At 64.9% G+C, this 518-nt stretch carries 1 protein-coding gene; it reads left to right on the top strand.

Going from position 1 to position 518, the window contains the following annotated elements; all coding sequences use genetic code 11:
- On the top strand, positions 1 to 246 hold a 246-nt coding region (locus tag J8I82_RS37935), incomplete at its 5' end, for an efflux RND transporter permease subunit (protein ID WP_209765785.1).
- Positions 247 to 518 lie beyond the last annotated feature (272 nt).

Genomic DNA, 518 nt, shown 5'->3' with positions numbered 1-518 from the left:
CCGATCCTGATGACGTCGTTCGCGTTCATCATGGGCGTGGTGCCGCTGGTGGTGTCCAGCGGTGCCGGCTCGGAGATGCGCCATGCGATGGGCGTGGCGGTGTTCGCGGGCATGCTCGGCGTGACCTTCTTCGGGCTGTTCCTGACGCCGGTGTTTTATGTGGCATTGCGTTTGTTTGCTACGCGGGGGGAGCGGCGGACGAAGGCAGCGCGCGTCGAGCATCAGGCGGTGGCGTCGGCCGAGTAGCGCTTGTTTGCTCCCCTCTCCCGCTCGCGGGAGAGGGGCCGGGGGTGACCGGCGCATGCCAAGCATCGAGCCGCTCACTTCGTGGTGGCTCCTGCCCTCACCCCCGCCCCTCTCCCATAAATGGGAGAGGGGAGACAACACGCCACGGTGCAAATTTTTCAGCAGCGCAAAAGACAATCCAGGAAACATCAAATGATTGCCCACATCACAAGGCAGTTGCCCCGAATCGCCACGCTGGCCGCCGCGCTGATCCTGGCCGGCTGCTCGCTGGC

This window comes from Cupriavidus consociatus, from assembly GCF_017814975.1.
Classification (GTDB): Bacteria; Pseudomonadota; Gammaproteobacteria; order Burkholderiales; family Burkholderiaceae; genus Cupriavidus; species Cupriavidus consociatus.
This window is presented reverse-complemented; position numbering and strand designations above follow the sequence as displayed.